This is a genomic window from Streptomyces filipinensis (assembly GCF_014649495.1).
Taxonomy (GTDB): domain Bacteria; phylum Actinomycetota; class Actinomycetes; order Streptomycetales; family Streptomycetaceae; genus Streptomyces; species Streptomyces filipinensis.
This window is the reverse complement of record NZ_BMTD01000005.1, coordinates 56621-83414: the sequence shown is the minus strand read 5'-3', so window position 1 is coordinate 83414 and position 26794 is coordinate 56621. Positions and strand designations below refer to the sequence as shown.

Annotated in this window: 26 protein-coding genes; 11 read left to right on the top strand and 15 right to left on the bottom strand. The window is 72.6% G+C overall.

Annotated features, from left to right (window positions below):
- Nucleotides 1–64: 64 nt before the first annotated feature.
- The gene (locus IE244_RS13660; RefSeq protein ID WP_191873784.1) at nucleotides 65–622 is read right to left on the bottom strand and encodes a TetR/AcrR family transcriptional regulator; all 558 of its coding nucleotides are present in this window, start codon (nucleotides 620–622) and stop codon (nucleotides 65–67) included.
- A gap of 129 nt (nucleotides 623–751) precedes the next feature.
- Here IE244_RS13660 and IE244_RS13655 point away from each other — a divergent pair, with 129 nt between their 5' ends.
- A complete protein-coding gene (locus tag IE244_RS13655) occupies nucleotides 752–1909 on the top strand; it encodes an FAD-dependent monooxygenase (protein ID WP_191873783.1) in 1158 nt (385 codons plus the stop codon).
- Between the two features lie 227 nt (nucleotides 1910–2136).
- Nucleotides 2137–3279, top strand: a complete 1143-nt coding sequence (locus tag IE244_RS13650) for an FUSC family protein (RefSeq protein WP_191873782.1) — start codon at nucleotides 2137–2139, stop codon at nucleotides 3277–3279.
- Between the two features lie 88 nt (nucleotides 3280–3367).
- On the opposite strand, the gene IE244_RS13645 is transcribed toward IE244_RS13650, so the two are convergent.
- The 4 genes from IE244_RS13645 to IE244_RS13630 form a co-directional block, all read right to left on the bottom strand.
- Complete coding sequence (locus tag IE244_RS13645; protein WP_191873781.1) at nucleotides 3368–3922, bottom strand: molybdenum cofactor biosysynthesis protein; 555 nt, start codon at nucleotides 3920–3922, stop codon at nucleotides 3368–3370.
- A gap of 38 nt (nucleotides 3923–3960) precedes the next feature.
- Nucleotides 3961–4854, bottom strand: coding sequence for a hypothetical protein (locus IE244_RS13640; protein ID WP_191873780.1), 894 nt, complete (start codon nucleotides 4852–4854; stop codon nucleotides 3961–3963).
- A 588-nt stretch (nucleotides 4855–5442) separates the two neighbouring features.
- A complete protein-coding gene (locus IE244_RS13635) occupies nucleotides 5443–6618 on the bottom strand; it encodes a DUF2306 domain-containing protein (RefSeq protein ID WP_229854085.1) in 1176 nt (391 codons plus the stop codon).
- A 93-nt stretch (nucleotides 6619–6711) separates the two neighbouring features.
- Nucleotides 6712–7242 carry a PadR family transcriptional regulator gene (locus IE244_RS13630; protein ID WP_191873778.1) on the bottom strand — a complete coding sequence of 177 codons (531 nt, stop codon included), beginning with the start codon at nucleotides 7240–7242 and terminating at the stop codon, nucleotides 6712–6714.
- A 182-nt stretch (nucleotides 7243–7424) separates the two neighbouring features.
- Here IE244_RS13630 and IE244_RS13625 point away from each other — a divergent pair, with 182 nt between their 5' ends.
- The 3 genes from IE244_RS13625 to IE244_RS13615 all read left to right on the top strand — a co-directional run bounded on the left by IE244_RS13625 (nucleotide 7425) and on the right by IE244_RS13615 (nucleotide 8905).
- On the top strand, nucleotides 7425–7643 hold the full coding sequence (locus IE244_RS13625) for a hypothetical protein (protein WP_191873777.1): 219 nt from the start codon (nucleotides 7425–7427) through the stop codon (nucleotides 7641–7643).
- Nucleotides 7644–7648: 5 nt separating this feature from the next.
- On the top strand, nucleotides 7649–8077 hold the full coding sequence (locus tag IE244_RS13620; protein WP_191873776.1) for a DUF6234 family protein: 429 nt from the start codon (nucleotides 7649–7651) through the stop codon (nucleotides 8075–8077).
- A 192-nt stretch (nucleotides 8078–8269) separates the two neighbouring features.
- The gene (locus tag IE244_RS13615; RefSeq protein ID WP_191873775.1) at nucleotides 8270–8905 is read left to right on the top strand and encodes a LysE family transporter; all 636 of its coding nucleotides are present in this window, start codon (nucleotides 8270–8272) and stop codon (nucleotides 8903–8905) included.
- Nucleotides 8906–8925: 20 nt separating this feature from the next.
- Here the strand turns inward: IE244_RS13615 and IE244_RS13610 are convergent, their stop codons facing one another.
- The 4 genes from IE244_RS13610 to IE244_RS41880 all read right to left on the bottom strand — a co-directional run bounded on the left by IE244_RS13610 (nucleotide 8926) and on the right by IE244_RS41880 (nucleotide 14081).
- The gene (locus tag IE244_RS13610; protein ID WP_229854084.1) at nucleotides 8926–9753 is read right to left on the bottom strand and encodes a lysozyme; all 828 of its coding nucleotides are present in this window, start codon (nucleotides 9751–9753) and stop codon (nucleotides 8926–8928) included.
- A 160-nt stretch (nucleotides 9754–9913) separates the two neighbouring features.
- The gene (locus IE244_RS13605; RefSeq protein ID WP_191873773.1) at nucleotides 9914–11770 is read right to left on the bottom strand and encodes a M1 family aminopeptidase; all 1857 of its coding nucleotides are present in this window, start codon (nucleotides 11768–11770) and stop codon (nucleotides 9914–9916) included.
- Between the two features lie 223 nt (nucleotides 11771–11993).
- Complete coding sequence (locus IE244_RS13600; RefSeq protein ID WP_191873772.1) at nucleotides 11994–12650, bottom strand: maltokinase N-terminal cap-like domain-containing protein; 657 nt, start codon at nucleotides 12648–12650, stop codon at nucleotides 11994–11996.
- Nucleotides 12651–12866: 216 nt separating this feature from the next.
- Nucleotides 12867–14081, bottom strand: a complete 1215-nt coding sequence (locus IE244_RS41880; RefSeq protein ID WP_229854083.1) for a hypothetical protein — start codon at nucleotides 14079–14081, stop codon at nucleotides 12867–12869.
- A gap of 322 nt (nucleotides 14082–14403) precedes the next feature.
- Here IE244_RS41880 and IE244_RS13580 point away from each other — a divergent pair, with 322 nt between their 5' ends.
- Nucleotides 14404–14661, top strand: coding sequence for a DUF5133 domain-containing protein (locus IE244_RS13580; protein ID WP_191873768.1), 258 nt, complete (start codon nucleotides 14404–14406; stop codon nucleotides 14659–14661).
- A 210-nt stretch (nucleotides 14662–14871) separates the two neighbouring features.
- Complete coding sequence (locus tag IE244_RS13575) at nucleotides 14872–15789, top strand: SGNH/GDSL hydrolase family protein (RefSeq protein WP_191873767.1); 918 nt, start codon at nucleotides 14872–14874, stop codon at nucleotides 15787–15789.
- A 49-nt stretch (nucleotides 15790–15838) separates the two neighbouring features.
- On the opposite strand, the gene pgm is transcribed toward IE244_RS13575, so the two are convergent.
- On the bottom strand, nucleotides 15839–17479 hold the full coding sequence (pgm, locus tag IE244_RS13570) for a phosphoglucomutase (alpha-D-glucose-1,6-bisphosphate-dependent) (protein ID WP_191873766.1): 1641 nt from the start codon (nucleotides 17477–17479) through the stop codon (nucleotides 15839–15841).
- 312 nt (nucleotides 17480–17791) lie between these two features.
- On the opposite strand from pgm, the gene IE244_RS43130 reads away from it, so the two are divergent.
- Nucleotides 17792–17971 carry a DUF4328 domain-containing protein gene (locus IE244_RS43130; protein WP_191873765.1) on the top strand — a complete coding sequence of 60 codons (180 nt, stop codon included), beginning with the start codon at nucleotides 17792–17794 and terminating at the stop codon, nucleotides 17969–17971.
- Between the two features lie 195 nt (nucleotides 17972–18166).
- Here the strand turns inward: IE244_RS43130 and IE244_RS13560 are convergent, their stop codons facing one another.
- From IE244_RS13560 to IE244_RS13550, 3 genes are all read right to left on the bottom strand, one after another.
- Nucleotides 18167–19006: a chitosanase gene (locus IE244_RS13560; RefSeq protein WP_191873764.1), complete on the bottom strand. Its 840-nt coding sequence runs from the start codon at nucleotides 19004–19006 to the stop codon at nucleotides 18167–18169.
- 146 nt (nucleotides 19007–19152) lie between these two features.
- Nucleotides 19153–20691 (bottom strand): MFS transporter, encoded by a 1539-nt coding sequence (locus IE244_RS13555; protein ID WP_191873763.1) that lies wholly within the window; start codon nucleotides 20689–20691, stop codon nucleotides 19153–19155.
- Nucleotides 20692–20802: 111 nt separating this feature from the next.
- The gene (locus IE244_RS13550) at nucleotides 20803–21390 is read right to left on the bottom strand and encodes a hypothetical protein (protein WP_191873762.1); all 588 of its coding nucleotides are present in this window, start codon (nucleotides 21388–21390) and stop codon (nucleotides 20803–20805) included.
- Nucleotides 21391–21755: 365 nt separating this feature from the next.
- Here IE244_RS13550 and IE244_RS13545 point away from each other — a divergent pair, with 365 nt between their 5' ends.
- Both IE244_RS13545 and IE244_RS13540 read left to right on the top strand, forming a co-directional pair.
- Nucleotides 21756–21938, top strand: a complete 183-nt coding sequence (locus tag IE244_RS13545; RefSeq protein WP_191873761.1) for a hypothetical protein — start codon at nucleotides 21756–21758, stop codon at nucleotides 21936–21938.
- Between the two features lie 100 nt (nucleotides 21939–22038).
- Complete coding sequence (locus IE244_RS13540) at nucleotides 22039–22662, top strand: DedA family protein (RefSeq protein ID WP_191873760.1); 624 nt, start codon at nucleotides 22039–22041, stop codon at nucleotides 22660–22662.
- Between the two features lie 19 nt (nucleotides 22663–22681).
- Here IE244_RS13540 and IE244_RS13535 read toward each other — a convergent pair whose 3' ends face one another.
- Nucleotides 22682–23848 carry an ANTAR domain-containing protein gene (locus IE244_RS13535; protein WP_191873759.1) on the bottom strand — a complete coding sequence of 389 codons (1167 nt, stop codon included), beginning with the start codon at nucleotides 23846–23848 and terminating at the stop codon, nucleotides 22682–22684.
- A 264-nt stretch (nucleotides 23849–24112) separates the two neighbouring features.
- Here IE244_RS13535 and sph point away from each other — a divergent pair, with 264 nt between their 5' ends.
- Nucleotides 24113–25138 (top strand): sphingomyelin phosphodiesterase, encoded by a 1026-nt coding sequence (gene sph, locus IE244_RS13530; protein WP_191873758.1) that lies wholly within the window; start codon nucleotides 24113–24115, stop codon nucleotides 25136–25138.
- On the opposite strand, the gene IE244_RS13525 is transcribed toward sph, so the two are convergent.
- The gene (locus tag IE244_RS13525) at nucleotides 25135–26790 is read right to left on the bottom strand and encodes an MFS transporter (RefSeq protein ID WP_229854132.1); all 1656 of its coding nucleotides are present in this window, start codon (nucleotides 26788–26790) and stop codon (nucleotides 25135–25137) included. The genes sph and IE244_RS13525 overlap by 4 nt on opposite strands.
- Nucleotides 26791–26794 lie beyond the last annotated feature (4 nt).

Below are 26794 nucleotides of genomic sequence, written 5' to 3'. Positions count from 1 at the left end.
AACGGCCGCCGTCCCCCGGCCTCCGCCTCCGCGCCCGTCCAGGCAGGCCGCGCCGGCGTACCGCTCAGCGCAGAGCCGCTGCCACGAGCCCGCGTACCTCCTCCTCGCAGACGCTTCCGCCGTTCACGAGGCGGTCGAAGACCAGGCCGTCCACGCAGGTCAGCAGCGTCACCGTGCGGGCGTCCGGGTCCGCCACGCCCTGGGCGGCGAGAAAGGCGCACACCGCCTGCCGAGCCAGGTTCTCGCGCGGCACCAGGATCTCGCGCAGTTCGGGGTGCCGCGCGCTCTCGACGGCACAGGCGTAACGCGCCAGAGAGCGCGTACGCCCCTCCCCCGTGAGCCGCACCGCGGCGAACCCCACGATTCCGGTGACCAGTTCGGCGGCGGTGCGCGGCACCGGCACCCTGGCCCCGATCTCCTGCAGCTCGGCCTGGTCGAGTTCCACCAGGCGCCGGACCAGCGCGGTGAGCAGGGCCTGGCGGGTGCGGTAGTACGCGGACGTGGTACCGGCGGGAAGCCGCGCCGCCCGGTCCACGGCGCGGTGCGTCAGCCCCCGCATCCCGGTGTCGGCGAGCACGGCGATGGCCGCGTCGGCGAGGACTGTACGTCGGTCGGTCGGCATCCTCTCTTTCTACACCCCGCCTCTACACCTGTAGAAAACCCGCAGTAGGGTCTTCTACATCTGTAGAAGACCCTGAGGCGGCCACTTCTGCGGAGGACCGATGCGAACCGAGCTCGAAGGGGGACCGGCGTGGGCGGTACGGCAGTGGTGGTCGGGGGCGGCATAGGCGGGCTGGCGGCGGCGATCGGACTGCGCCGGATCGGCTGGGACGTACGGGTGGTGGAGCGGGCCGCCACCCTGGCCGACGCGGGCGCGGGCATCTCGTTGCACGCCAACGGACTGCGCGCCCTGGACGCGCTCGGCGTCGGCGCGGCGGTGCGCTCGGCGGCCCGTCCGCAGTACACCGGCGGCACCCGCACCCCGGGGGGTGGCTGGCTGGCCCGGATGGACGGCGCCGCCCTCGAACGCGCGCTGGGCACGCCGATCGTCGGCATCCGGCGCGCGGTCCTGCACCGTCTGCTGCGCGCGGCCCTGCCCGCCGAGTGCCTGCACACCGGTGTCACCGTGCCCGCGCTGGACCGCTCGGCCCCCGACCGCGTGGGGGTGCCGGTCGGGGACGCCGTCCTGGACGCCGACCTGGTCGTCGCGGCCGACGGGGTGGGCAGCCGGCTCCGCGGACTGCTGTTTCCCGGCCATCCCGGCCCGGTCTACGCCGGCTCCACGGTGCTGCGGGCCGTCACCGACCGGGCGCTGGAGCTGAGCGGGGACTTCGAGCTGACCTGGGGCGGGGGCGCGGAGTTCGGCCACATCGCCTTCGCCGACGGCCGGGCCGAGTGGCACGCGGTGCTCACCGCTGCGGCCGGTGTCCGGCACGACGATCCGCTCGGCATGCTGCGCCGGCGCTTCGGCGGCTGGCACGATCCGGTCCCCGCGCTCCTGGACGCGACCCGGCCGAAGGACGTGCTCCACCACGACATCCATGAGCTGGCCACGCCGTTGCGGTCGTTCGTCGCGGGCCGGGTGGCGCTCCTCGGGGACGCGGCGCACGCCATGACACCGAATCTCGGCCAGGGTGCCTGCCAGGCGCTGGAGGACGCGGTCACGCTGGCCGCGGCCGTCGCCACCGAGCCCTCGGTGGGCTCGGCGCTGGCCCGCTACGACGCCGAGCGCCGCCCGCGTTCCCAGGCGGTCGCCCGCGCCGCCCGGCAGGCCGGCCGGATGGGTCAGCGGCTGTCCCATCCGCTCGCCGTGGCCCTGCGCAACACGGCGCTGCGGCTCGCGCCGTCGCGGGCGACGACCCGGGCGATCCTGCGGCACGCCGACTGGACGCCGCCCAGCCTGGGGTGACCCGCCGACCGGGGCCCAGCGCTCATCGGCCGCCGCGTCCCGCTGCCCAGCCCTGCCATGCCCCGCCGACCGCGGCCGCCGTGCCGGATGACCGGGGCCGGTGGTGACGCCGCGGGCGGCGCAGAGGCCTGGCGGCGGTGCTGCGGCTCCCGGGCGGCCGGGCCCGTGCGACGCGTACGGCCGGCATGGGGTGGTGTCCCGCGTGGCACCCGGGCGTCGTGCGTGGCATGCGAGTGACGTGGCAGGCGCTGTGGTGTGAGGTGACGGCCGCGGCGCGCGGTGCGGCACGGGCCTGGGCGGGGCCGTGCCGGGAGCGGGACCTCGCCTTCCAGGCGGTCAAGGCGGCCCTGGCCGCGTGGCTGGCCTGGGCGGTGGCGGGCTGGTGGCTGCACGCGCCGGTGGCGTTCGTCGCGCCGTGGGTGGCGGTGGTCCTGGTGGAGTCCACCGTGTACCGGTCGATCGCGCACGGGCTGCAGCAGCTCTCGGCGATCGCGGCCGGCACGATCGTGGCCACCGCGATCGCGCTGCCGCTGCACGACACCGTGGCCGCGATGGCCGTCGTCCTGCCCCTCGCGATGCTGCTCGGGCAGTGGCGGGGCCTGGGCAGCCAGGGCATCTACGCCGCCACCGGGGCCCTGTTCGTGCTCACCAACGGGTCCGTCACCGTAGCCACCTCCGCTGCCCGGCTCGCCGAGGCCCTGTTCGGAGCCGTGGTCGGCATCACGGTCAACGCCCTGGTCCGGCCGCCGCTGTATCTGCGGGACAGCCGGGCCGTCCTCAGGGACGCGTCCGAAGAGGCCCACGCCATCCTGCGGGCCGTGGCGGAGGGGCTGGCCGAGGGGCGCTGGGACGCCGAGGAGGCCGGCGCCTGGCACGAGCGTGCCCTGCGGCTGCACCGGCTCGTGGAGCAGGCCCGCTCGGCGCTCGCGTGGAGCCGGGAGAGCCTGCGCGGCAATCTGCGCCGCCGACACCGACGTGCCCAGCCGCCGCCCGGCCAAGGGTACGACGACGCGATCGTGGTGCTGGACTACGCGGCCGTGCACACGGCGGGGGTGACCCGCACGGTGCTGGAGGCCGCCGCGCAGGAACGCCCGGCACCCCGACCGCACCCCGAACTCGCCTGCCGTTACGCCGAGTTCCTGCGCCGCACCGCACACGCGCTGCGGCTCTACAGCCACAGCCGGTTCGGCCACGAGGCATGCGAGGACGAGCTGGGCACGGCCGTCGCGCGGTTGCGCGAGACGTTGGAGGAGCTGCGCCGCGACCTGGTCCGCGCCACGACGGACGACCCCGACGAGGTCGCCACCTACGGCGCGCTGCTCACCCAGGCCCACCGGCTCGCCGACCAGCTGGCCGTCTCGGGCCCCTGACCGTGTCGGACTCGTCGAACGCCGTCTGTTCCATCCGTCCGCTCCCCCACAGCACCACCACGGCGACACAGCGCTGCAGGTCCTGACGCTAACGCGTCCCGGTCGCGGCACCCGGATCGCGCCGAGCGGCGTCCGGGGCCTCGGCGCGGCCCGGTTCCCGTACACCGAACAGGGCGGGGCCGACGGTGAGGGTGCCGTCGGTCAGCGGCCTGCAGCGCACGCCCCCGCCGCCACGCAGCGCACGCTGTGCGCCGGGGCCGAGGGTGGTGTCCATCCAGGCGCAGGGCCGGGCCGCACCGCGCACCGCGAGCTCCACGGGGCCGGCTCCGCAGTCGAGGAAGACGGTCGCGCCGACGCAGGCGTCGATGTCGACCCCCCTCAGCAGGACGTTGCGCCGGGTGCGCAGCAGGTCGGCGGCGTACGGCTCCCCTTGGGGGAACCGCTCGACGGCCATGAGGGTGATCGAGGCGTTGCGGTGGGCCGGCTGGTTGAAGTACCGGTCGCCGACCAGCCCCAGCCCGGCTCGCACCTGGACCGCCGTCACCAGTTCACCGGACGGCAGCTCGGGCATCCCGTCGCCCGGCCGGCCCGCGAGCCGGTGCACCGGGGAGACCAGCAGCTGGAGGATTTCGACACGCGGCACACACCGAGCCTACGACTGCCCACCGCTCGCGCCGCCCCTCAGCCGGCGCTCCGCGTCGCCTCGCCCGGACCCGCGTTCCCCCTGAGCAGCAATCGTCCGCTCGCCCCGGCGGCCAGCAGTCCGGCCACCATGACGACCAGGCTCAGGCCCGGCCCGGAGGACCAGTGGACGTGGGAGGCGCGGGCGGCCAGCACGACCGTCACGGCGAGGGCGGTGCCGGGCAGGGACAGCAGGGCGGGGCGCGTGCGGTCCAGGTCGTCCTCGGCGAGAGAGCCGAGGACGCCCACGCCGAGGGCGAGCCCCCAGACGCCGAGTGCCTGCGCGTCCACGCGGTTGGTCTGCCAGGGCACGAACTCCGCCCAGAATCCGGGGCGTACGAGCAGTCCGGTGCCGATGCCCAGCCAGGAGGAGCCGAGCACGGCGAGGGGCGGCTTGGCCCAGCCCGGCAGCGGCGCGGTGCGGGGGGAGGCCGTTGCGGCGGCCGGTCCTGACCGGGCGAGGAGCTGTCCCGCCAGGCATATCGCCGCCGCCACGCACAGCAGGCCGAGGGTGAACAGCCAGCCGAGGCTGAACAGCACGGACACGATCGGGCCGCCGTGGGCGATGTAGAGCCGGCCCGCGTTGAGCAGACTGACCGTGAAGAGGCCGGCCAGGACCACGGCGACCGGCAGGACGAGCGTGCGCGCCTCCTGCCACGTGGTCGCGCGGCCGAGCGCGAAGAGCGCCGGCGCGGTGCCCAGCATCGCGGCCCCGAGCAGTCCGGGGCTGATCGGGTCCGGTGACGGCCACGCCCCGAGGACGTGCCCGGTCAGGGCGACGACGGTCAGGACGGTCCCCACGAGCAGATTGATCACCGCGACGGCGATGGCCAGCAGCGCCACGCCGGCCGCGAGGGGGCGGCCGGACGGGGGCCCGGGAAGGGGCTGCCGCACCGGTGAGGTCGTCCCCGATACGGCCGGGCTGGTCGGATCGGTCGGGAGGGTCCGGTCGGTCGAATCGGCCCGGTCGGTCGAACCGGTCGAACCGGTCCGGTCAATCGGGTCGGTCCGGTCGGTCGAACCGGTCGAACCGGGCCGGTCGGTCGGGTCGACCCGGTCAGTCGAATCGGTCGGGTCGGTCGGGTCGACCCGGTCGGCCGGGTCGGTCGGACCGGTCGGACCGGTCGGACCGGTCGGACCGGTCGGGCCAGGCGAGCCATGCGGACCGGGCGGACCGGGCGGATCAGTCGGGCCGGGCGGATCAGTCGGGCCGGTCCCGCTGTTCGGATCGGTCGTATCGTTCGGGCCAGTCGGGCCAGTCGGATCAGCTGGGCCGGTCTGGCCGAGCGGGTCGGTCGGGCCGGGCGGTCGGACCATGGCTGCGGTTCCGTTTCCGGGAAAGCGGTGAGCGGTTCCGGGGGCGGGGGCGGGCCGAGTGGTGGCTCGGACCGCCGGTTTCGGGGAGCCGGCGCACCGGGGCGGGCTGCTCGGCGCCCCGTTCGTGGCCCAGGCCGCCGGGGCCGGCCGGGCGGGGGCGCGCGGTTACGGCACCGCCGTGGTCGTCCGGGGCACGGGCAGCGGGGCCGGGAGGGAGCGTTTGCGCACCTCGCGCGCGTACATCAGCCGCAGGCTCACCACGAGCGTGGCACCGAAGGCGGTGATCCCGCAGCCGATGGCGACGCCGGCGGTGAGCGCGGTGAACCGGCCGAGCCCCAGGCTGTGCTGGAAGACGGCGACCGCCCCGGCCGAGAGCACGGGTGCCAGGCAGAGACCCGTGAGGTGGATCCGCCACTCCTCGCACGCCCACAGCCGGCCCGCGCGGGCGGCACGCCGTGCGCCGAGCGCCATCACCGCGTAGGCCACGGCGAACGGCACCAGATAGGCGGCCAGCAGACGGTTTCCGGCCGTGCCGTACGCCGAGAGGGCGCGCGCGATCCAGAGCAGCGCCGCCGCTCCCCCCACATGGGCCGCCGCGGTGGCGGGCAGCTGGGCCCAGGACCGGCCGAGGCCGTCCACGCCGTCCCGGGAGTCCTTGGCCCGGGAGGCGAGCAGCGCACCGAACACGACGAGGGAGCCCAGGTGCATGATGGCCACCCGGTTGACCTCCGTCATCGGCAGCCCGGGCAGCACCGCCGGGAGGGCGCCCCACTCCAGCCGCAGCAAGGGAGCGGTCAGCAGGTATCCGTAGCACAGCAGCATCCAGCGCTGGTGGAGGTCGGGGAAGCCGCCGACGGCCGCGAGGATGCCGAAGGTGACGCTGAGGACGGTGCCGACGAGGATCGTGGCGAGGACGACCCAGAAGGCCGCCCCGCTGAAGGCGTCCTTCGGCGCGGTGCGGGCGAGATAGAGGCCGGCGCCCGCCATCGAGGCGTAGACGGTGACGGCGAACACGAGGCCCAGCGCGCGGTGCAGCCGTACGCGCCGGCGCGCGGCCGTCAGCAGCTGCGCGGGTCCGAGCAGCATGAGCAGCCCGCCGAGCACGGAGTGCACGATCATCGGGATCAGGCTGTGCCGGTAGGGGGCGACCCGGGTCGCCAGCGCGTCGGTGACGTACCGGGGCGAGACGGTGTGGGCCAGCAGCCACTTGCCCGGCGCCGGGGCGCCCGGGCTGGCGTAGGACCACAGTTCGGTCATCGCGAAGGGCGCGTACCAGAGGCACACCGCCGTCACGCTCACCCCGGCGGCTCGGCGCCAGGTGCTGCTCGTCCACGGACGCACGGCGTCCCCCTGTCCCTCACCGGTTCGGTCGCAACCCATAGTCTCTTCTGGACTATTGCGGGTTACCGACGGTAGAGCGGGCCGGCGGCGAGGTCAACGGTCCGGGGTGCGTGCGTCCCGCTGCCGGACCCAGTCCCAGAACTCGGTCATCATCCGCTCGTACCGGATGCCGAACTCCAGCGCCTCCCGCTGTCCCGGGGTCAGCAGCTCGCCGACACCGTCCGCGAGTTCCTCGTACTCGCCCAGGGTGCGCCGGTGTTCGGCGAGCTGGACCGGGGCGATGTGGTCCGGGCGGGCGCCGAACCAGAGTTTCAGGATGCCGCGCTCGCGGGCCTCGACCGGCACGAACTCCGGGTCGGCGAGCCAGTCGCGCAGGGTCTGGCGGCCCCGGTCGGTGAGCGCCAGCACCCGGCGGCCCCGCCCGCTCTCCTGCCGCACCTGGGCCAGCAGACCGGCGGCGAGCAGCCGGTCGCACTGCGCGTACACCTGCGCGTGCGGCACCGACCAGAACGGGGCGACGGTGCGGCCCGCCTCCACCTTCACGTCGTACGCGCTGGCTTCGCCCAGCTTGTCGATGATGCCGAGGACGAGGAAGGAGGAGGTGGTCAGCCGAGCGTCAGCCATGGGGGTGACCGTACCGCGCCGGGCGGTGCGGCCGACGGCGGGTTCGGACGCTCAGCCGTCCGGTCGCCCCTCGAACTTCAGGATGGTGGCGTCGTCGCGGAGCCGGCTGTCCTCGGAGTCCAGCAGCGAGTGGATCAGGCGCCGGAGGGTCTCCGGGGCGAGCTCGTCGGTGGCGCTGGCCCGTGCCGCGCACCGGGAGTTCGGCGACCGTACGACCGCGCTGGTGGGGCGGCAAGCGGGCCGCCGTCGCGGCCGGCACGGTGGTCGAGGGTGAGGAGGACCTGCTCATCCTGCTGCTCCGGGCCACCGACGCCGAAGGCGGAAGGCTCCGGTGCCTGGTCGACGGGAGGGTGCGTGAGTACCCGTACTCATGCGCCCGGCCGGTCGGGCGGGCACCGTGAAGGCCATGAACCTCCCTGTCGCCCCACCCGCGTTCGACGCCACCCGAGGTCCCCGGCGGTGCGACCGCGCCGACACCGGTGCCGACATCGGAGTCGGGTGCGGTCTGGTGCTCCTGGAGCTGACGGCGCTGGTGATCGACTTCGGGCTCTGGTTCCTGTCCGGGGTGACCCTGGATCCGGTCGAGATCGTCAAGGCGGACCCGTTGTGGGGCTATCTGACCGCCGCGGCGGGAGTGGCCGCCTTCGCCCTCGTGGCGGCCCTGGTCGCGGCGCGGGCCCGGGCGGTCGTGACCGTCGTCAGCCAGCTCGTCATGGCCGTCCTGATCACCGTCGTGATCTGCGTCGGCGCCCTGGGCCAGGCCCACGACGACAGGGCGGTCGACGACGGCGCACGCTCCTGCCCGACCGGACCGGCCACGCCGCGCTGCGACTGAAGCAGAAGCGCGCTCTCCGGCTGTGGCGTGCGGACGGTCCGCCGAAAAGGAGTTGTCCGGGCGGGCGTGCTGCCGCCACGATCAGCGCATGACCTCGCTGACCGCCTTCCTGCCGCTGACCGCCGCCGACCGATCGGTGCGCGGCCGACAGCAGCGGGCCGGTCGATCGCTGAGGCCGACACCCGCACCCGCATGACCGCCGCGCTGGTCGCGGGGCTCCTCGCGGGGTACGGCATCGCCGTACCCGTGGGGGCCGTCGGGACGTATCTGGTGGCGTTGACCGCCCGGACCTCGTGGAGGATCGGTGCGTGCGCCGCGCTGGGGGTCGCGACCGCGGACGGCCTCTACGCGCTGATCGCGGTGCTCGGGGGCTCCGCGCTGGCGCACGCCCTTGAGCCGATCACACACCCCCTGCGCTGGGTCGCCGGCTCGGTGCTCGTCGTCCTGGCCGTGCGCGGCGCGGCGCAGGCGCTCGCCCACCACCGCGAGCCGCACTCGGCCGCCCCGCCCGACGAGGCTCCGCCCCGTCCCGCGCGGGCCTTCGTCGGGCTGTGGGGTGTCACGATGATGAACCCCGTCACCGTGGTGTACTTCGCGGCTCTCGTGGTCGGCAGCCAGGCCTCGGCGCGCCCCGGTCACCTCGAACGGGCCGTGTTCGTCCTGGCCGCCTTCGCCGCATCCGCCAGTTGGCAGCTGCTCCTGGCCGGCGGCGGAGCCCTGCTCGGCCGGCTCCTGACCGGCAGCCGCGGGCGGCTTCTCACGGCCCTGGCGTCCAGCGCCCTGATGACCGTGCTCGCCGTGCGCATGCTCGTCGCGCACGCCCACTAGCAGCCGGTCGGGGGCGGGCCTCAGCCGTTCGCGAGGGCCTGCAACCGGTCCAGGGCGCCGTTGAAGCGGTCCCGGTCCCCGACGGTCTTGCCGGACGAGGTGTACTGCCACATCGTGTGATACGGCCAGCCCGCCGGCAGTGTCCCGGCGGTCGAGGCGTAGCGGGCGATCCACAACGGGTTGGTCTTGCCGAAGCCCGAGTAGTTGCCGGTGCACTCGGTCCACCAGCTGGTCGCCGTGTAGATGACCGCGTCGCGGCCGGTGCGGGACTTGTAGCGGTTCACGAAGTCCCGGATCCAGCTGACCATGCTGGTCTTGGACTTGCCGTAGCAGGAGCCGCCGTACGGATTCCACTCGATGTCGAGCACGCCGGGCAGGGTCTTGCCGTCCTTGGACCAGCCGCCGCCGTGCGCGAGGAAGTAGTCGGCCTGAGCGGCGCCGCCGGCCGTGTCCGGGGTGGCGAAGTGGTACGCGCCTCGGATCATGCCCACCTTGTAGGCGCCGTTGTACTGCTGACTGAAAGAGGGGTTGGTGTAGGACGTCCCCTCGGTGGCCTTCGTGTAGGCCCACTTGGCGCCGCCGCTCCACAGCGTCGTCCAGTTGACGTTCCCCTGATAGCTGGAGACGTCGACGCCTTCGATCTGGTTCGCACGGGCGGGAGCGGGTGTGGCGTCGGGGCCACTGGCGCGTCCGTCATGGGCGAGGACGCCCATGCCCATGTACGCGCTGCCGCGTGGGGGGACGACCGGGGCCGGCGCGGAACGGGCCGCGGGGCCGGGCACGGTGAGGAGAAGGCCGGTCAGGACGCCCGTGACGGCAAGGCGTGAGCGGCCGCGAGGGAAGGACATGACGCTTCGCACGAACACCATCTGACCCGTGATCGGGCCGTGGCGCACTTCGGGTTGCGCCCAACGGAGCTGTTGCGCGCCGCGTTTGGTCCGTTCGGGTGGCGTGCGGACCGGTCGTGGGAGTCGCCCTGGGCGGCTCCGACGACCGGCCCGCGCCGGATCAGCCGTCGATGCGGTGCTGGGTCCAGAAGGAGGTGAGGTCGGTGCTCGTGGCGGCCTGGGCGGCGGCCTTGAACTCCGCCGTGGTCGACACGCCGTACCAGTGGGCGGTCGCGTAGTCCTTCATCAGTTTGGTCATGGCGGTGTCACCGAGGACGCGGCGCAGGTCGTGCAGGGCGCACTTGCCGTAGCCGTAGACGACGGTGGAGTAGCGGGAGGAGTGCGCGTCCCAGTAGGCCATGGAGTTGGTGATCTTCTCGGCACTGGAGGCCCAGGAGACGCTGCTCCAGCAGTTGCTGCCGGTCTTGCCGAGGGCGAGGTCGGTGGAGTAGTCGGCGAAGGCCTCGTCCAGCCAGGGGCTGTTGTACTCGTCGTCGCCGACGATGCCGTACCACCACTGGTGGCCTATCTCGTGGGTGAGGGCGGTGGTGCTGACCAGGTCCAGGACGAAGCCGGGGTACTCCATTCCGCCGAACCAGTAGTTGTTGTCGATGACGGCGTCCAGCTCGCCGTAGGGGTAGGCGCCGAAGCGGGCCGCGTGGGCGTCCACGGCGGACTTGGCCGTGTTCAGCATGGACTGGGCGCTGGAGGAACTGATGCCCGAGACGGAGTAGACGTTCACCGCGACACCGGCCGGCGAGGTTCCGGAGATCTTGGTGAAGGGCCCGGCGGCCCAGGCGAAGTCACGGACCTTGGACGCGGTCGCCGTCGTGACGGTACGGCCACTGGAGCCGGGGGTTTCGGTGGAGGTGCCGGTGGCCGGGACCAGCAGGCTGCTGGGGTGGTCGAGGGTCACCTTGAAGTCGGCGGCCAGCGAGTAGAACGACTCGCCGTTGTCCGTGTACGGGTCCAGGTGCCAGCCGCTGCTGTCGCGGACCGCGAGGACGGGCAGGGCGTTGCCGATGAAGCTGAAGGCGCCGTCGTGGCCGAAGCGGTCGGCGCCGCTGGGCACGGTGATGCCGAGGTCGAAGCCGATGGTGGCGCTCTGGCCCTGGCCGAGCGGCGCCGGAAGGTCGATCTTGAGGGCGGTGCAGGCGACGGAGGGCGCGCCCGCGGTGCCGCCGGTGACGTTGCTGACGCGGATCGGCATGGCGTCGCAGGTGCCGTGGTAGTTGTCCCACAGCCTCAGATAGACCTCGTTCAGCGCGGTGGCCGAGGCGTTGGTGAAGGTCGCGCTCTCGTGCCCGGTCCAGACGGTGCCGCTCGTGTCGCTGCTGAGGCTGACGGTGTACGCGGGCGCGGCCGGGGTGCGCGTGGAGTCGGACGGCGGTGGCGTGGTGCCGCCTGAGGTGTCGAGCGCCACGTCGTCGAGCACGAAGCTCGTCTGGAGGCTGGAGTCCTCGGTCCCCGTGAAGGAGAGGCTGACGGTCTGTCCCGCGTACGCCGACACGTCGACGGACTTGCGCACGTAGCCGGTGTTCTCGTCGAGGTTCGAGTAGGTGGCCAGCGTGGTGCCGCCGATCTTGGCGGTGAGCTTGTCGTATGCGATGGACGAGGTGGTCTCGGCGGTGTCGATGTGCAGCCAGAAGGTGAGGGTGGCCGCGTCGCACCCGGCGGGGATCGTGACGCTCTGGCTGAGGGTGTCCGTATGGGTGCTGCCGACGCCGTCCAGCCAGGCGAAGGAGCTGCCGCCGTGGGCGGCCTCACCCGAGCGGCTGGTGATGACGGTGGAGGAGGACGTCGACCAGGGCGATGTCCCGCTCTCGAATCCGCCGTTGCCGACGACCTGCGCCGGGGTGCAGGCGGCGGGAGCCGCGGCCGGGCCGGCTGCGGCGGGCGTGCCGGGGAGCACGAGGGCGGCAACCGCGGCGACGGTGAGCGCACCGGCGCCGAGGGCCTTGTGGGGGGTCGATCTCACACGCTACTCCTTTGCGGCGGCCGGGATTCCCGGCCTGCTCGATGGCCGCCTGCCGGCTGGGGTACGCCGGGGCGGCCGCGGACGGGGCTTGCGCGATCGCTGCACCGAGTGGTGCGCCGCGCCCTCACCGGACAGGGCACGGGATGCCGAAAGAGTGACAGATTTGACCGGACCATGCCAGAAGCGCGACACGCTTGGCCGGTGAGCCGGGTGGGGTTGCGGCTCAGGCGGTGCGCAGCGTCGCGAAGACCGCCGTCAGCCCGGCGCCCCGCGGGTCCTGCCAGGCGCGCGCCACATGGCCGATGGATCCCTCGGGGCACAGCGGCGGGTTCTCGGAGGCCGGGGTCAGGACGCGATGCACATGAAGGACCGTGCCGTGCGGCGCGCGCACACGGGTGCCCGCCTGGTCGTCGGCCGGTTCGGGTGTGAGGCCGTCCAGCGTGAGGGGGGCGCCGGTGTAGGAACGGACCACCTCGGGGTCGAGGGCACCGTCGATGCTCTGGGCGTGCGCCTGCGCCCTGCCCTCGATCAGCATCAGCAACCCGGTGACCAGTACCGGGTCGTGGCAGCCGTCGTACACCCAGCGCTTGCCCAGCACGCCGTGCTCCATGGTGCCCACCAGCGCGTGGCCCGTGTCGTCCAGCGGTGCGCCACGATAGGTCAACGGCGTCAGATAGGCGGTCGGTTCGGGGGCGGAGGTGTCCGTGGCCACCATGAACTCGATGCCGACCTCACCCGCGGGGTCCTCCAGCCGGAAGCCGCCGGACTTGGTCAGCGCCGGGGCTTCCGCTGTGCCTCGGTACCAAGGACGGGTGGGCAGCCAGCCGGTGAGCAGCTCCAGCTTCGTGGGTTTGAGGGTGGTGTGGTGGATGACGGCCATGCCGGCCGCTCCCTTCCGTCGTACGAAAGCTGACCCGCGCAGCTTCGCACACCGTTCTCGCAGGTCATCCGGCCGCCCTCGCCGTGCGGGCGGCTCAACACGGGCCAGGACGCGAGCGGTTGCGGCGGAACGCGCGGCTGGGCCGCCCTTGCGGGGCGGCCCAGCACTCTGTTGCGGATGTGGCAGCGAACCTCAACGGGCCGTTGTCACGGGCGTTCACTCCTCGGGCGCCTCCTGGTGCCCACCGCTCGACTTCGCGTGCTTGGGGTAGTCGGGCTTCACCGGGTGCTGCGGATACTCGGGCTTCACCGGGTGCTGCGGGTAGGTGGGCTTGACGGGCCGCTCCGGATACACCGGCTTCACCGGAACCACCGGCTTCTCCGGGTACACGGGCTTCACCGGGTGCTCCGGGTACACAGGCTTGACCGGCCGCTCCGGATACACCGGCTTGACCGGCCGCTCCGGATACACCGGCTTGACCGGGTGCTCCGGATACACCGGCTTCACCGGAACCACCGGATGCTCCGGGTAGACGGGCTTGGCCGGCTTCTCCGGGTACACAGGCTTCACCGGGACCGCAGGCTTCTCCGGATAGACAGGCTTCACCGGGTGCTGCGGGTAAGCGGGCTTGACCGGCTTCTCCGGATACACCGGCTTGACCGGAACCGCAGGCTTCTCGGGGTAGACGGGCTTGGCCGGCTTCTCCGGGTACACGGGCTTCGCCGGCCGCTCCGGATACACCGGCTTGACCGGAACCACCGGCTTCTCGGGGTACACCGGCTTGACCGGATACACGGGCTTTTCAGGACTGCGCGGGTAAGCGGGCTTCTCCGGATAGACGGGCTTGACCGGCTTCTCCGGGTACACCGGCTTCACCGGCCGCTCCGGATACACCGGCTTCACCGGCCGCTCCGGATAGACAGGCTTCACCGGCTTCTCCGGATAGACAGGCTTCACCGGATGCTGCGGATAAGCGGGCTTGACCGGCCGCTCCGGATACACCGGCTTCACCGGATGCTCCGGGTACACGGGCTTCGCGGGCCGCTCCGGATACACCGGCTTGACCGGAACCACCGGCTTCTCCGGGTACACCGGCTTGACCGGATGCTCCGGGTACACAGGCTTGACCGGATGCTCCGGGTACACGGGCTTGACCGGCTTCACCGGGTACACAGGCTTTTCCGGATGAGCCGGGTACATGGGCTTCACCGGCGCCGCGGGCTTCTCGGGGTGATGCGGGTACACGGGCTTCACCGGGTACGCGGGCTTCTCCCGGTGATGCGGGTAACCGGCGTTCTTCGGATACGGCGGGTTCGGGGTGGTGTGGTCCTGCGCGTAGGCGCCTCCCGCATTCGCCAGCGTGGCTGCGGCGAACGCGGCGACGGTGGCGGCCGACGCCAGAACGTATCGCCGTCTCGGCGATGTCGTCATTCTCTCCACTCTCCTCGACTTGGGTCAGAGCTTCATGACGGCTGGTCAGTCCCAAGGGCTCGATAGTGGAATGATCAGGAAATCCGAGACATGAATAACGCTGCGGAGGCCATAAGCCACCGGATGGGCGAGCACAGAACACCACTTGGCCCGGTGATCGGCGAAAATCCGCTGCCGCACCGGTGCCGGTTCGAGATCCTGGCCGACGCCTCGTCCGGGCACCGCGGGACCGGCGATCCGCCGGAGGTGGCATGCCGCGCGCCGGTGCGGGTATTCGCGCTGCGACTTCGTACACCGGCGACCCCCCTGGGAGGCGGAACGCATGCTGATGGCACACCCGGCGGTGCTGAAGGACCTCATCACCCAGTACGAGACCCTCACCCTGCTCGGGGCCGGGAAGAGCACCCCGCAGGCCCGGCAGCGGCTCGCGGACATCTCGTACACGCTGTGCGTGGCCACCGGGACCGGGGACGTCGACATGGCGCTGATCGCCGCCCGGCACCGTCTGTCCGGGGCCCGGCCGGACGACGACTCCCTGCTCCAGGCGTCCGCGTCGACGCCGGAGCCGTCCGGAGTCTGACGAGAGAGACCACAGACGGTCCCCCTGCCGGCCCGGCGCGCCCCGCTGAATGCGCCCGCGGTTCCGCGCCGTTGAGAGCCTCCCCTGAACTCGTCGGCTCCCGCTTCTGGTCGGCGAGACCTACCGGGCGGTATACAGGGCCGGTCGAACGCGTGACGGAGCACTCGCCAGTGCCGCCGCCACGCGAGGTACCGGCCTCAGGGGGGAACCATGGCGAACGACACGCGCGCGGCGGACGGGGCGAGAGGCCGGCGGCGGGTCGCCGTGCTGGGGGCGGCGCTGGGCGGATGCGCCCTGGTCGCCGCCTCCACCACACCGGCCGCCGCGCACTCCGCCGGACACGGCCGCGGCCTCGGTTACGTGGCCCTCGGCGACTCCTACACCTCGGGCCCCGGCATCCCGCGCCAGGTGGACGCCGGCTGCGCCCGCTCCGACCACGACTACCCCTCGCTGGTGGCGGCACAGCGGCAGCCGACCGAGTTCACGGACGTCAGCTGCGCCGGAGCGACGACGGCCGAGATGTGGCGGGCGCAGGGCGCCAACGAGCCGCAACTCGACGCTCTGGGACGGGGCACCGGTCTGGTGACCGTTCAGATCGGCGGCAACGACGTCGGCTTCGGCTCGATCATCTCCACCTGCGCCCGTCTGGCCGCCCAGGATCCGACGGGCAACCCGTGCGAACGCTCCTACCGGGCGTCCGGGTACGACGAGTTGGCCCTCGCCGTCCTGCGAACCGCCCCGAAGGTCGACCGCGTGCTGCGGGCCGTGCACGCGCGGGCGCCGCACGCGCGCGTGGTGGTCGTCGGCTACCCGGACCTGCTGCCCGACGACGGGAGCGGCTGCTTCCCGCAGGTGCCCTTCGCGCAGAAGGACTTCGCCTACCTACGCGACACCGAGAAGCGGCTCAACCTGATGCTGCGCGTCGTGGCCGGCGTCAACCGGGCCGAGTACGTCGACACCTACGGCCCCACGGTCGGCCACGACATGTGCAAGGCACCCGCGGACCGCTGGATCGAACCGCTGCAGCCGGCCTCGCCCGCGGCCCCGGCGCACCCCAACGCCCGGGGCGAGCAGGCCATGGCGCAGGCGGTCCTGGACCGGCTGGACCGGCGGCACGGGCGCGGCTGAGCCGCCGGCGGCCGCCGGAGTCCGTGCCGGAGGCCGCCGTACCGGGGGCTCAGCCGCCGAGCGCGGCCAATACCACGGCCTGGGCCTCTTCCTGCACGCGGGCCAGGTGGCCGGGGCCGAGGAAGGACTCGGCGTACACCTTGTACACGTCCTCGGTGCCCGAAGGGCGGGCCGCGAACCAGGCGTTGTCGGTGGTCACCTTGATGCCGCCGATGGCGGCGCCGTTGCCGGGCGCCTCGGTGAGCACGGCCGTGACCGCCTCTCCGGCGAGCGTGTCGGCGGTCACCTGGGCCGGTGACAGCTTGCCGAGCAGGGCCTTCTGTTCACGGGTCGCGGGCGCGTCGACGCGGGCGTAGGCGGGCGCGCCGAAGCGGGCGGTCAGGCCGGCGTAGTGCTCCGACGGGGTGCGGTCCGTGACGGCTGTGATCTCGGAGGCGAGGAGGGCGAGGATGATGCCGTCCTTGTCGGTGGTCCACACCGAGCCGTCGCGGCGCAGGAAGGACGCGCCGGCCGACTCCTCGCCGCCGAACCCGAGGGTGCCGTCGGCCAGTCCGTCCACGAACCACTTGAAGCCGACCGGGACCTCGACCAGTTGCCGGCCGAGGTCGGCGGCCACCCGGTCGATCATGGTGGAGGACACCAGCGTCTTGCCGATCCCCGTGCCGGCGGGCCACTGCTCGCGGTGCCGGTAGAGGTAGGAGATGGCCACCGCCAGATAGTGGTTGGGATTCATCAGGCCCGTGTCCGGGGTGACGATGCCGTGCCGGTCGGCGTCGGCGTCGTTGCCGGTGGCGATGCGGTACCGGTCGCTCTGCTCGATGAGCGAGGCCATCGCGTACGGCGAGGAGCAGTCCATGCGGATCTGACCGTCCCAGTCCAGCGTCATGAAGCGCCAGGTGGGGTCGGTGTGCGGGTTGACCACGGTGAGGTCGATGCGGTGCTGTTCGGCGATGCGGCCCCAGTAGGCGACGGAGGCACCGCCGAGCGGGTCGGCGCCGATGCGCACGCCGGCCGTGCGGATGGCCTCCAGGTCCAGCACGCCGGGCAGATCGGCGACGTAGGAGCCGAGGAAGTCGTACCGCCCGGTGGTGTCCGCGGCCAGCGCCCGGGTGTACGGAACCCGGCGTACGTCCTTCAGACCGCCCGTGATGATCTCGTTGGCCCGGTCCTGGATCCAGGAGGTGGCGTCGGAGGCCGCGGGGCCGCCACTCGGCGGGTTGTACTTGAAGCCGCCGTCGGCGGGCGGGTTGTGCGAGGGGGTGACCACCACGCCGTCGGCGAGGCCGGAGGTGCGCTCCCGGTTGTGGGTGAGGATCGCGTGGGAGACGGCGGGGGTGGGCGTGTAGCCGTCGGCGCTGTCGATGAGGACGGTCACACCGTTGGCGGCGAACACCTCCAGCGCCGTGACCTTCGCCGGCTCGGACAGGGCGTGGGTGTCGGCGCCGAGGAAGAGGGGGCCGTCGGTGCCCTGGGTCGCGCGGTACTCGCAGATGGCCTGGCTGGTGGCGGCGATGTGGTCCTCGTTGAAGGCGCTCGCCAGGGACGAGCCCCGGTGTCCGGAGGTCCCGAAGGCCACCCGCTGTGCCGGGTCGGCCGGGTCCGGATGCAGTGCGTAGTACGCCGTGACCAGCCGGGCCACGTCGACAAGGTCCTCGGGACCGGCCGGCCGGCCGGCTCGCTCGTGCGGCATGAGTCCGCTCCTCCGCGTCGTCTGGTCGATCGCTCACCGCCCATCTTTCCTCGTCAGGGGCCTGACATGCGAGAGCGCCCCGCCCTGTGATCCAGTGCACCGATCTTCGCGCGCGCCGCCGGCCGAGCGGACGCCCTGCCAGACGGGTCTTCGACCGTGACCGGTTCCGCCGCCCGTGCTCCTTGGCTCCTCGCTCGTTCCGCCGGTTCGCCATGGCGGCGGCGGCCGGCGCCGAGTTGATCCGGGCGCTGAAGGTCCGGGCCCACCTGCTGCATCCGTCGACCGCGTCCGCCTCCGGATCGGGCCGGCAGGATGCGCGGCTCGCCCGCGTGGGGCGTGCTCGCGTGGCTGATACCGGGCGTCCGCTTCTGGGCTCCGCGCGGGCTGCTGCGGGACGTGGGGCGCGCGAGCGGCTCCGCCGGGACGGGCCCGGACCGCGCGGACGTCCTGGTGAACGCGTGGGGGCGGCCTGGCCCGGGCACGTGGTGCTGAGCCTGGTGAGCACGCGGGTGGGTGACGGCACCTCGATGCCGCTGCTCGTGACCGCGCAGGCCCCCGACCTGCTGGCCGCGGTGCCGGCGGTCACGCTGATCGAGCGCATCACGAGGCGGCAGGCCGACGGGCTGCGGTCCGCGGTGCCGTGGTCCGCGCCCCGCCGACCTGCCGCACGCTCCGTAGCGGCCGCGGTCAGCCGATGTGGTAGCTGTCCCCGTACACCTTCCAGTCGAGCGGGGTGTTCAGGTCGAGGTTGCCCTTGCGCAGGAACACCCGCTGCTCGGTGTCGACGCGGGTGGTGTCGCTGTGTGCCTCCTCCTGCTTCATGGCCCACACCCGGGCGTCGAGGAAGGCGTTGAGGTACGTCGTCTCGTTGCCGCCCTGCGCCGGCGGCTTGGCGCTGCGCAGGGCGCGCTTGCGGATGTTGCGGAAGCTGGTCGGGTCGTCCCCGTCGCCGTGCATGACGAGGGCGTCGTAGTAGCAGAACTGGCCCAGGGCGCGCAGGCCGTCCGCCTTGCCCTGGGCGACCGCGGGGTTGAAGTAGACGCGGTCGCGCTCGTCGTTCTGACACTGCTGGAAGGCGGAGTCCTGGGCGGCCTTGCGCCAGTCCTTGGGGTAGTTCGGGTCCAGGCCGGCGTGCGAGTCGGAGCCGTTGACGTTGCGCAGTGCGGGCAGGTACTTGGCGAGGACGTTGCCGGGCTTGCGGTCGGCGTAGAGCTGGACCAGGTCGAGCATGTCGCCGGTGCCGGAACAGAAGCCGATGATGCCCGCGGTGTAGCCGCGGCCGTCGCCGATGTCCTCGATGTACTTGTACTGGGCCTTCCAGTCGAGCGAGGAGTTCTCCGCGCTCGACACCAGTTCCATGGCGATCTCCTTCTTCGCCGGGTCGTCGAGGCCCGGCGCGGCCGCGGGGGCGGCGAGGGCGCGCTGGGTGCCTATCAGGGCACCGGAGGCGACCGCGCCGAGCACGGCGACGACGGTCCGGCGGGAGACGCGGGCGGGGGCAGGGGTTTCGCGGTCTGCGTGCACCACAGGGGCTCCAAACAAGGGTGGGGGGTGGCGAGTTGGTCCGTGCCGCTTACTGGTAGGAAAGTTTCCTATCAAATCTAGCGGGACGCGGTAACCGCCCTGCGTGAAGTTCGTAGGATCGAACAGCCCGGTGCGAGGAACCGGCCGGCTCAGCCGCGCCGCTGCGGCTCCCGCGCGCACGCGTGGAGTTCCTCGGAGGCGAGGATCAGTTCGCGCCGCTCCGCACGCGAACCGACCATCGGCTGCGAGCCCTTGAGCGGCACCTGGGCGCTCTCGGGAAGGAACTTGACGGTGAGCAGGCCGATGGCACCCGCCAGCATCAGGTAGTACGCCGGCATCAGGTCGTCCCCGGTGGCGGTGACCAGCGCGGCCGTGACCAGGGGCGTGGTGCCGCCGAACGCGGCGACGGCGAAGTTGAAGCCGATACCCATCGCCGCGTAACGGACGGCGGTCGGGAACAGGGCGGGCAGCGTTGCCGCGCTCGGCGCGGCGAAGCAGGCGAGCAGCGTGGACAGGATCAGGACCCCGAGGATCGGCGGCCAGGTGCCGTGTGCCTTGACCAGCAGGAAGGCGGGCACGGACAGCACGATCATCGCGGCGGCGGCGACGGCGTAGACGGGCCGCCGGCCGACGCGGTCGCTGAGCCGCCCGAGGAAGGTGACCAGTACGACGATCCACAGCATGCCCACCAGCACCAGGACGTCCGCGGAGCTGCTGGACCGGTTCAGGGTCTCGGTCTGATAGGTCGGCAGATAGCCGGTGACCATGTAGTTGGTGACGTTGTACAGCAGCACCAGGCCCATGCAGACCAGCAGCGGCCGCCAGTGGTTGCGGACGATGTCCTTGAACTCGCTGCCCGCGGACTCCTGCGCGAGGCTCTTCTCGTGTTCGTCCAGCTGCTGCTGGAAGGCCGGGGACTCCTCCAGCCGGAGCCGCATGTAGAGGCCGATCACGCCGAGCGGTCCGGCGATCAGGAACGGGACGCGCCAGCCCCAGGACAGCATCTGAGCATCCGTCAGGGAGAGGTTGAGCACGGTGACCAGGGCGGAGCCGAGGGCGTAGCCGACGAAGGTGCCGAAGTCGAGCCAGCTGGAGAGGAACCCGCGCCGGCGGTCCGGCGAGTACTCGGCGACGAAGGTGGTCGCACCGCCGTACTCACCGCCGGTGGAGAAGCCCTGGACCATACGGGCCAGCAGGAGCAGCAGGGGTGCGGCGATGCCGATCGTGCCGTACCCGGGGATGACACCGATGGCGAAGGTGCCGACCGCCATCATGATCATGGTGGTGGCGAGCACCTTCTGCCGGCCGATCCGGTCGCCGAGCGGTCCGAAGACCAGACCGCCGATCGGCCTGACGACGAAGGCCGCGGCGAAGGTCGCGAAGGAGGAGATGACCTGGGCGGCCGGGGACGCGCCCGGGAAGAACACCTTGCCGATGGTGGCGGCGAGGTAGCTGTAGACCCCGAAGTCGAACCACTCCATGCAGTTGCCGAGAGCGGAGGCGCCGACGGCGCGCCGGAGCAGTGGACGCTCGACGACCTGGACGTCGTCCTCACCGAAGGCGCTCCGCCTCCGGCGCAGCCTGCGGATGAGGTCCTCGCGGACCGGGCGGGGCAGTCGTGCCACGGCCTCGGGGACCGGCGGCCGATCGGGGCCCGGCCGCTGCTCGTCCGACGTCACACCGCTCACGAGCGCCTCCTTCTCTCGCTCCACCGGTCACCGCCTGCCCCCATGGCCGGTTCGGAAACGGAACCACTCGACCCCGCCTTCGCCGTGGCAGCGGCTGCTCGTCGCGCACCGTCAGACCGCGAACCGGCGGACCGTGAGGACGGCGGCGGCGACCATCAGGGAGTAGCCCGTCAGCTCGCCCGCCGCACAGAGGACGACTGCCTCGGTGTAGGAGGACCTGGAACCCAGCAGCGGCCCCCCGATCCCGTCGGCGCTGTAGACCATGGTGACGGGCGTCCCCTCCGGGTGCGGGCAGGCGCCGCCGGACGGCAGTTGATCGACATTGCCGTCGGGGTCCTGGACGTAGCACTGCATGTACGTCCCGTGGCTGCCCTGCCGACGGTCCTGGTAGTCGATGGAGCCGACACCTTGCTTGCCGAAGGCGACCAGTCTGGCGGGTGAAGCGTAGACGGCGCCCGCGGCGAGCGCGATCGACGCCAGCGCGTAGCAGACCTTGACCCGCCTGGGCACCGCGTTCCGGTGCAGGATCAGGCGCCGGACGATCAGGTGGTAGCTCAGGAGGAGGGTGATGGCACCCAGCACCCCGCCCAGTCCGGCGTCGAGGGCGCCCAGCAGCGAGGTGGTCGGGGCGGCCAGCAGCACGACCAGGAGCCATCCGACGACCATGCGGCTCCGCGTCGGCACCGGCAGGTCACTCACCGCGCCGGGCTCCGTCGTCGCCACTGTCGCCCGCCCCTCGCCCGTACCGGTGATCGGCGAAGACTCTAGCCCGCCCCGGTCCGAGGCCGCGCGGCCCGTGCCCGGCAGCAGGCCGACACCTCTGCGACCAGCTCGTGGCCTGGGACCCGGACCTGTAGGACGCGACGGCGCGCCACCTCGCAGCGGCAGCACGTGGGGCACTCGGTGCCGGAAAAATCCGGCACCGAGTGCCAGGAACACTGGACATACTAGAAAAGTAGGACATAATGGAGACAGCTCGGACAGCGTTGTCACCAGCTCCCCACCGATTCCCTTGCCCTCTTCCCCTTGCGTCCGTCCGCGACTTTCGAGGAGCCGCTCACCGCATGGCATACGGAGTCCACCGCAGCCCCCTTCTGCCTCCCCACCCCGACCTGACCGTCGCCCGCGACTGCGAGCAGTGCCTCGGGTGGGGAACGGTCGTCACCCGCGACGGGGACCATGAACTGTGCCGCACGTGTCAGCCCGCCGCCGGTGACGACGAGGGCACCGACCCCGTCGGTCCCTAGCGCACTCCCCTGTCCTGCCACCCGTCGTCGCCGGCCCCGGCGCAGGTCGCCCCCGGAGCCAGGCACAGGCCCGCTGATCGCGCCGACGTACCGTGGAGGCATGGCCGCCCCTCCGCTTCCGGGTCCGCTGGCGCATCTGGCGCCGCTCCTCGGCCACTACGGCTACTGGGCCGTGGGGGCCGTGGTCTTCGTGGAGGACTTCGGCGTCCCCGCCCCCGGCGAGACCATCCTGCTGGCCGCGGGGGTGTACGCGGGCGCGGGTCGGCTGAACGTCGTCGCCGTGGCGGTCATCGCGTTCACCGCCGCCGTCATCGGAGACAACATCGGCTATCTGATCGGCCGGATCGGCGGGCGGCCCTTCGTGCACCGGTGGGGACGATACGTCTTCCTGACGCCGAAGCGGTTCGAGGCCGCCGAGGAGTTCTTCGGCCGGCACGGCGGCAAGATCGTGACCGTGGCCCGGTTCGTCGAGGGCCTGCGCCAGGCCAACGGCATCATCGCCGGCACCACGCGCATGCACTGGCGCCGCTTCCTCGCCTTCAACGCGCTCGGCGCCGCCCTCTGGGTCGGCCTGTGGACGACCCTGGCCTACCTGGTGGGCAACCACATCACGACCGTCTACGACGAGGTCTCGCGCTACCAGCTCTACGTCCTGTTCACCGCCGCCGCCCTGGTCGCGGCCTTCGCCGTACGGCATGCCCTGCGACGGCGACGCGAGTGCTGACCCGACCGGCGCCGCCCGCTCAGTCCTCGGCGCACCGCGTGTGCAGGTACTCGAGCGCGTCCTGCACCACGGTGCGCCGGTACCACGACCGCCACGCCGCCAGGTTGCGCGCCAGGCCGTCCAGGCCGGCCTCCTGACCTGGTTGCAGCCAGGCGCCGGGGTCCGCACGGTGCAGCGAGACCACCCCGTTGCAGTCGCCGTCCTCCGTGACCATCGGCACACCGTGCAGCGCACGGGTGCCCACCGCGAGCGCCGCCCGGCCCACCGGATGACCAGCCAGATCCGGCTCGGCGGCCACGTCCGGCACGGTCACCGGCCGCCCTTCGCCCCGAGCCCGCGCGCACACGGCGGGCGGTCCGTCGACCAGCGCCAGGCAGTCGCGGTAGGCGGCGTCCAGTCCGTGGTGGGCCTCCAGCACGAGCGCCTCGTCCTGCACGCTGTCGGTGAGGTGGATCTCGGCCGCGTCGGCGTCCCCCAGTGTCACCGCCGCGTACACGGCCGCTCTCAGGACGTGCCGTCGGTCGCGTGGGTCGACCCGGTCGGCCTGCGGCAGCCCTAGGACCGGCGGCGGGGTGTGCCGGCGCCCGGGGAACCACTGCTGGGCCGTCCATGGCGGTGGCGCGGTCACCACCGCCGAGGCCACCACGCGCACGGGCACGTTGTGGTGCTGGGAGGCCGCGCGCAGCAGGGCGAAGGCGTCGGCCGGGCCGGTCAGGGCGTAACGGGCGATCAGGATGCCCTGGGCCATCCCGATGATCCCGCTGGTACGGGCCTTGGCCCGCAGCCCGAAGACCTCGCCCGAGGTGTTCTCCGCCGGGTAGGACGGGGGCTTCTCGGCCTGGTCCGCGCGAGTGCCGCACACGACGGCGAGGGCGCCCTCAAGGCTCGGGTACAGCCGGATGCCCGGCAGGGATGTCGTCGTGAGCACCCGGCGGACCTGGGCGGTGGCTCCCGTCACCAGGACGGGCTCGGCGGCGCGGTGCCGGGTGTGGGCGTCGAGGGTGTGCACCGCGGTGCCGCTCACGCGATGCACCGCCGACATGTCCAGGACGAGCCGGAGGCCCCGCTCGTCGGCCCTCCTCAGCCGCACGGCCAGCTCGCGTCCGAGCACTCCGGCGTCCTGGGCGTCGAGAGTTCCCGACAGTCGCAGCACCACCGCCCGCTCGGTCACCGGCTGCACGGTCACCGTGGCCCTCCCCGTCACGGTGCACCACCCACGGACTGCGCACACTGGCTCACCACACACCTCGATCAGCTCGCCGGCCCCCGGCCGCTTCCTGACCGTCACCTCTTCCCACCTTGTTCCGTCATATGACGAAAAGGCAAGCAGCCCACCCGGCGCGTTTCCCCTCCCCCCCTGGCCGGAGTGCGTGTCACGCGCCCCGTTCCTCCACCGGCGGCCAACTGGTGCGCTCCTGGGTGTTACCTGTGGGTAATCCGCAGTGGTTTGATGTGCGGCGCCACTCAGCCCCTTCATCGACAGGGAGATCCAGTGACGTCCTTCGCACCGCGCCGCGCTCTCGCCGCTGCCGTGCTCGCCCTCGCCCTGCCCGCCGCCGCGCTCGCCGGCCCCACGCCCGCGGCCGCGGCCGCACCGGCACCCGCGCTGAAGGTCCTGACGTACAACGTCTTCCTGATGAGCAAGAACCTCTACCCGAACTGGGGGCAGGACCACCGGGCCGCCGAGATACCGAAGGCGTCCTTCTTCCGGGGCAACGACGTGGTGGTGCTCGAGGAGGCGTTCGACAACTCCTCGTCGGACGCGCTGAAGAGCGCGGCGGCGGCCCAGTACCCGTACCAGACCCCGGTGGTGGGGCGGAGCCGCGACGGCTGGGACGCGACCGGCGGGGCGTACTCGTCGACCACGCCGGAGGACGGCGGGGTGACCGTGCTGAGCCGGTGGCCGATCGTGCACCGGGAGCAGTACGTCTACAAGGACGCGTGCGGCTCGGACTGGTGGTCCAACAAGGGCTTCGCCTATGTGGTGTTGAATGTGATCGGCACCAGGGTGCATGTGATCGGCACCCATACGCAGTCCACGGACTCGGGCTGCGGCGCGGGTGAGGCGGCGCGGGATCGCAGCCGTCAGTTCCAGACCGTCGACGCCTTCCTGGACGCCAAGAACATCCCGGCGGACGAGGAGGTACTGGTGGCGGGCGACTTCAATGTCGACTCGCGCAGCGCCGAGTACGGCTCGATGCTCGCCGACGCCGGTCTGGCCGGGGCCGACGTGCGGACCGGGCACCCGTACTCGTTCGACACCCGGGAGAACTCCGTCGCCCGCTACCGCTACCCGGGCGATCCGCGCGAGGACCTGGACTACGTCCTGCCCCGGGCCGGCCACCCCCGTCCCGGCGGGTGGACGAACGAGGTCGTCAAGGAGGAGTCGGCGCCCTGGACCGTGACCAGCTGGGGCACGTCGTACACCTACACCGACCTCTCCGACCACTACCCGCTGCGGGCCTACGCCGGCTAGGACGACGTGCGTGTGGGCCGGGCCGTCGCCGGGTGGCCCGGCCCTGGCTGCCGGGGGTCGTCGTCGGCGCGCTCGTGACGACCGCGCAGGGCGGAGGCGACCGCGGAGACCAGCGCCATGCCCGCGGCCACGGTGAAGACGACGGCCAGGCCGTGGTGGAAGGGCCCGGAGACCAGTTCCGGGAAGAAGGTGTGGCCGGTCAGGGTGGCCCGCTGGGCCGCGGTCAGGTGGTCCAGGGTGCCGCCGTCGCCGAGCAGATGGCCGACCGGGTTGTTTCCGAGGAACGTGGCGAACAGGGTGCTGACCGGCGGCAGCGCGGCCACCTGGTGCGCGGTCCCGGCGGGCACGCCGTGCGCCTGGAGCCCGCTGCTGAGCGTCTTCGGCAGCGTGCTCGCGAGACCGGAGACCATCAGCGAGAAGAAGACGCCGATGGACAGGGCGGTGCCGGAGTTCTGGAAGGTGGAGCGCATCCCGGAGGCCACGCCCCGGTGGCGGGCCGGCACGCTGCCCATGATGGAGGAGGTGTTCGGCGAGGAGAACATGCCCTGGCCCACGCCGTTGAGGAGCAGCAGCGCCGCGAAGGGGCCGTAGCCGAAGTTCACCGGCAGGGCCAGCAGGCCGAGGAAGGACGCGGCGACGACCACCAGTCCGGCGGTGGAGAAGACACGGGCGCCGAACCGGTCGGAGAGATAGCCGGAGACCGGCCCGGCGACGAGGAAGCCGAGGGTGAGCGGGAGCATGAAGATGCCCGCCCACAGCGGGGTGTCCTCGTAGTCGTAGCCGTGCAGGGGCAGCCAGATGCCCTGGAGCCAGATGATCAGCATGAACTGCAGACCGCCGCGGGCTATCGCGGTCAGCAGGGCGGCCAGGTTGCCGGCGGCGAACGCCCGCACCCTGAACAGCGACAGCCGGAACATGGGCTCGGCGACCCGCGTCTCGACCAGGCAGAACGCCAGCAGCAGGGACACGCCGCCGATCAGGCCCGCGAGCACCCAGGGATCGGTCCAGCCGGTGGGCTGGCCGCCGTAGGGCTGGATGCCGTAGGTGATGCCGGCGAGCAGGATGCCGGCGCCGGAGGCGAAGGTGAGGTTGCCGAGCCAGTCGATGCGGCCGCGTCCGCCGGCCGAGGTCTCGCGCAGGCTCAGATACGACCAGACGGTGCCGGTGACGCTGACCGGGACGCTCACCCAGAACACCGCCCGCCAGTCCACCGCGGCGAGCAGGCCACCGGCGAGCAGGCCGAGGAACTGCCCGGCGAGCGCGGTGATCTGGTTGACCCCGAGGGCCATGCCGCGCTGCCGGGCCGGGAAGGCGTCGGTGAGGATGGCGGCCGAGTTGGCGGTGAGCATCGAGCCGCCGAAGGCCTGCACGATGCGCCAGAGGATCAGCCACAGCGCGCCCGCGCCCGCCCGGAACGGGTCGAGGGACAGGGCGACGGAGGCGCAGGCGAAGACCAGGAAACCCAGGTTGTAGATCCGTACCCGCCCGAACATGTCGCCGAGCCGGCCGAGGACGACCACCAGGACGGCCGAGACCAGCAGATAGCCGAGGATCATCCACAGCAGGTAGCCGATGTTGCCGGCCGCGAGCGGGTCCAGGCCGATCCCGCGGAAGATCGCCGGCAGCGAGATGATCACGATGGAGGCGTCCATCGTG